Below are 4,750 nucleotides of genomic sequence, written 5' to 3'. Positions count from 1 at the left end.
TAGAGAGGATCCCATGGTTCAAGCGATCTCGTCGATGGTCGAGATAGATTCTCCTGCTCTGCCGCCTCTTCGGCGGCTTTTTCATGTCCGTAGAGACCCTGGAAATTGCTGATTATTCGAGGTGCCCATCAGCCATAAGTGGTTGGCCCAAATAAAGCTCGATGAATTCTACCTCACATTGAATCACTGAGACATGACGCAAAACCGCCTTTGCACTCTCAAGAATCATGAGCTCAGCACCTTGCACATCGAGTCTGAGAAAATCCGTAGGAGCTGCTTCTCTGATATCATCAAGGCGACGCGTTTGAACAGTTTCCTCGGCTACTACATGCATCAGATCACCAAGGGCTGGAAAAAGATCGATAGTGGAACGAGCTGGCTTGAATAGTGACGATGTCATGGGTTCATTGGTAATATTCAGAGTATGCTCATTTCCATCACCTAAGGCCCATGGCAGATACCGCATTGCAATTCCATTCGCCTCTGCCTGATCATTGAGCTTCGCGCATTCATCTTTCAAAGGCTCAAATCCAAGCACTTCAGCGCAACCGATCTGTGCCCAGTGAATCCAAGGGTCAGGATCCCCCTTCAAGGCAAGGGCGCCTACATCAATACAGCGCAATGGCTTCTGTAGCCGAAGAAAATGAAACCAGGCGCGAGCGGAGGTACCCAAAGCATCCTGCAGATCTGAACCAGAGCCAAATTGCGGAGATAGCTGCGCAGGCTGGGAATCAGAAGCATCTTGATCCGCAGTGCCAAACCGCTTGGTTAATAATTTCCGACGGCGCTGTGTGGTCTCGTTAGCAAAACCGAGAGATATTAGTCTCTCAAGCCTCGGGAGAGCCGATTCAGCACTGAAGAAGCCAGAAAAGCAACCGAACTGTTCAAGAACTGACAAGCCAGCAGCCTCTAGCCAAGCCTTCAACTGACCAGCAGGATCCACAGCATCAAAGGCTGGATCAGGACAGAGAAAGGGTTCATCCATGCGGGGCTCCTCTCCGCTCTGAAGATCTGCGAGCATCGCGCTCACAGCCTCAATGGCCCGCTGGCGTTCGCCCAAGGCCAAGGCCACTCTTGTGAGACTTGCCCAGCGACTGACAGGGCATCCGAGTTGACACTCCTGATTCAGCAAGTCATAGCTAAAACAAAGAGCGCCAAAACGTTTCGTGATCGGCTGACTGCAATCCTGAGAGATGCTCCACGACGCCAATGCCTGGCAGATGGCCTCCCGCTGCGGCTGATTAGCCTTTGAAAGCCATCGCGGCGCTAGGCTCTGAGCATAAGGATTCTTTTCCAGATCGGCAAGCCAGGAATCAAGCTGACTATGTGCTTGGCCAACATCTACTTTGACCATATCGGTATACCCGACAAGCTTGCCAGCAGCAGCCAGTGCCTGGCAACGATCGGGTTTGGCCGCGAATAAATTCAGCAGATAGCCATCCACGCCCTGGCCGGCATCAAAGGGGGCCAGAACATCCAGACCCGGAATCAGGTGGAAACACTGATAGCCAAGCTCTTGGAATCGGTCGACAAGATCCAGATGCAGATCCATTCCAGCCTTCACCTCAAACATGACCAAGGGAGAAAGATCCCTGAAGAAGCGCGCTCCCCCAAGAAGGATGCGATCCTCTTCTCCCTCAGCATCAATCTTCAGGAGATCCACCTTGGACCAGCCGAATAGCTCCAGGCAGGCGTCAAGTGTTGTAATGGTGACGGCTTCTCCTGGCCCAACCTCCGTAGCAGCACCGTCTGAATTCGCCAGGCTGTTCAACTCGGACTGACCAGGCATCTGCAGCCAAGCTGTGCCTTGTCGATCAGACAGCGCCTGCTGTACCACCATCAGCCAGTCAGTTGCATTGACTGAAGCACTTGCTCTGAGCAACTCAGCCGTATCTGTAGCCGGTTCAAAGGCCCATACATGCCCAGTCGATCCCACCTTGCGTGCTAACGAAAGGGCGTAAACCCCATAGTTCGCCCCAATATCCACAACAGTGGTGCCTGGCTGCACCACGCCACGCAGAAATTTGATCTCATCCTCAAACCAGTCGTTCTGTTCTTGAAGCACATACGACGTGATGTGGTCCAGCGAATCTGGCACCACAACCTTGGTGCCATCCACCAGTTCAGCCGTGATGGTGGCTACCTGATTGGCCATGAGGTCATCTGTTAGTTAACCAACAACTTACTCGGGAATTTGGGAGAAAAACCAGCCTCATCAGGCTTTCATTACTTACTGCGCAGTCCGGCAGCGTTGATAATAAGCATCCAATTCCTTCGGGATTCACATTTGGCTCACCAAGTCACCTCCTTGCTAAGTTGCGAATTGTGGTGGTAAACAAGCAAGGATATTGTCAGCCTCCAAGCTCTCAAGTCGCCACCATGTGCTGCACCAGCTGCTGGAAGTAATCCTGCGACCAGATCGCCAACGGTTCGGGCTGCGCGATGAAACCTTCGATGGCGAGGTGTGCGCTGGCGACATCCAGGCGGCCGATCCGTTCAGCCAGCAGGGCATGCAGTGACCTGGCTGTGAAAGGCTGATCCAGAGGCCAATGGCCGCTCTGGCCGCACGTACCACTCCAGATCGAACCAATCGCGGCTGTGGGGATCCAGCGGGGTCTCAAGCCCATGTTCGGAGGCCTGCAGGAAGGCGATGCTGTTACCAGCTGCCTGCAAGCATGACCTCCTGTCCCAGCTCCAACCAACCTGGTGGCAATACACAGACAAGAAGCTACAGTCGCTTGAGGAGGTGAATTTGATGTCTAGGCAATTTGATGTATTAGTCGAAAGGCATTCAGAAGGGTTCTTCGTGGCGACCGTCCCGGCTCTCCCCCGGTTGCCATACACAAGCCAAATCCCTGGATCAATTAATGCAGCGAATCAAGGAAGCCATTGAGCTTTGCCTTGAGGTTACAGGCACTGACCCTGAGTCACTTGACTTCGTAGGAGTACAGCGAGTTACAGTAGAAGTGTGACGAGATATTCGGCGGTTTCAGGAAAGAGCCTCATCGCAGCATTGATGAACGAAGCACCCGGACGGAAGGACGACGGTTGTTCCCGTTCTTCCAATGAAGATTTGGAACCTGGTCTTTTGACAAGCATCCTTCGTGATGTCAAGCCCTCAAGAACCAGATTGCAAGATCTTCTATGACGAACTCACCGGCTGTCCAAGATCAATGATGAAGTGGCCAACGACGCATAGCAGGCCTGATGAATGCAATGGGCTGCTTCTTACCTTTGATCTTCAGCGAGAGAAGACATTTCTGTACACAATGTACAGCCTGCAAATGGGGCCGCAACAGCTGAGGGGCGTTGCCATCAAGCCGTCAGGCCAGCACCACCAGGCGCTGCGCCAGCTGCTGGAAGTATGAGAAGGATCAGAGAATGGCAGGAAGCGCCGCCGTCTTGACGTCCTGACGTCAAAGCGCTAAGGTCATGGAATGGATGAAACAAAACGGGCCACTATCTATTTCGACGCGGATGTACATCGTGCACTGCGCCTAAGAGCTGCTGCCTGTAACCGCTCAATATCGGACATGGTCAATGAAGCAGTTCGCATGACATTGGCCGAAGACGCTGATGATTTGAGAGATGCTGATCAGAGGCAAGCTGAGCCAAGCGCTGGCTTCGAAGAGTTTGTCACAAGTTTAAGAGATAGTGGCAGAATATAGTCTCACGATTAAGTCATCGGCGGCTAAGGAGCTACAGGCGGTGTTAGACAAGGCGAAATTGTCACGATTGATTGAGAAGATTCAATCACTGGCAGTTCAACCGCGGCCATCAGGGTCTGAAAAGCTCGCGGGTAGGCAGAACCTATTTCGTGTCCGCCAAGGCAACTATCGGGTCATCTACTCTGTCGATGATCAGTCGCGTGTTGTCGACGTTGTCAAGGTCGGCCATAGAAGAGATGTCTACCGATGAGTAGACCTTCTAACATCAAGAAACAGAAGACGGGAGCGGAGGAGATCGGCAATGCCGAAGTTCGCTCGCCCGCTTCTGATCTTGAGCGATCCTGCGACCAGATCGCCAACGGTTCGCTCTGAGCGATGAAACGTTCGATGTCGAGGCGTGTGCTGGCGACATCCAGGCGGCCGATCCAGAGACCAAGGGCCGCTTTGGCGCGCACGTACCACTCCAGATCAAACCAATCGCGGCTCGCTGAAACACTTCACATCACACGAATAGGGCTGGAGCAACAGCTGCTCCTGAGGGTCTTCGCCCCAGTGTTCAGCGATCTCTCCTGCATCAACCCGGATCCTGTTGGAGGGATTCGATCACCTTCAGCAGCCACTGCCGCATCGCCGCCCGCGACAGCACCGGAAGCTGCCGGCTGAGCACCAGCCGATCGCACAGGGCTTTGGTGGGACTGGCGATCAGAAAACTCAGTCCAGTGACGTCCTCGCCCCAGGCCGTTGCTGATCCTGCGGGCTGGCTTCAGTGTCACGGAGGTGACCTCAGCTCCAGCCTGCATCGCCAACCCCCAGGCGGTGAAACCGGTGCCCGCATCAGCCGTTTGTTGATGCGCCTGCTGGCCTGGGCCGCCCGCGTGAGCGGCTGGCGAGCGATTCCCTGGGCTGAGGTTAGAGTTGGCGGAGATCTGGGAGGCCTGAACGATTCAGGGCAGCACCCAGGGCCGACTGAAAGTCTTGTTAATCCCTTTCCAGCGTCTGGATCCCGCTCCAGCCGAGCATCCTGTTGATGTCGTGGGCCACGGCCATCAATCCAGCTCTGATGGAGCGGAAGCCATTGGTCC

General features: G+C 54.2%; 3 protein-coding genes. 2 read left to right on the top strand and 1 reads right to left on the bottom strand.

All coding sequences use genetic code 11. The features are described from left to right. Positions 1-112 precede the first annotated feature (112 nt). Positions 113-2,155: an FkbM family methyltransferase gene (locus KBZ33_RS21045; protein ID WP_255011969.1), complete on the bottom strand. Its 2,043-nt coding sequence runs from the start codon at positions 2,153-2,155 to the stop codon at positions 113-115. Between the two features lie 226 nt (positions 2,156-2,381). Between KBZ33_RS21045 and KBZ33_RS21040 the strand changes: the two genes are divergently transcribed. Further along, positions 2,382-2,519: a hypothetical protein gene (locus KBZ33_RS21040; RefSeq protein ID WP_255011968.1), complete on the top strand. Its 138-nt coding sequence runs from the start codon at positions 2,382-2,384 to the stop codon at positions 2,517-2,519. A 1,135-nt stretch (positions 2,520-3,654) separates the two neighbouring features. Continuing rightward, positions 3,655-3,918 carry a type II toxin-antitoxin system RelE/ParE family toxin gene (locus tag KBZ33_RS21035; protein ID WP_255011967.1) on the top strand — a complete coding sequence of 88 codons (264 nt, stop codon included), beginning with the start codon at positions 3,655-3,657 and terminating at the stop codon, positions 3,916-3,918. The last annotated feature ends 832 nt before the right edge of the window (positions 3,919-4,750 follow it).

It is taken from the genome of Cyanobium sp. Cruz-8D1, assembly GCF_024345975.1.
Lineage (GTDB): Bacteria > Cyanobacteriota > Cyanobacteriia > PCC-6307 > Cyanobiaceae > Cyanobium.
This window is presented reverse-complemented; position numbering and strand designations above follow the sequence as displayed.

Bases quoted from the DNA above. Each gene is read 5' to 3' on its own strand.
- KBZ33_RS21045 (WP_255011969.1), bottom strand. From the start codon at position 2,155: ATGGCCAATCAGGTAGCCACCATCACGGCTGAACTGGTGGATGGCACC.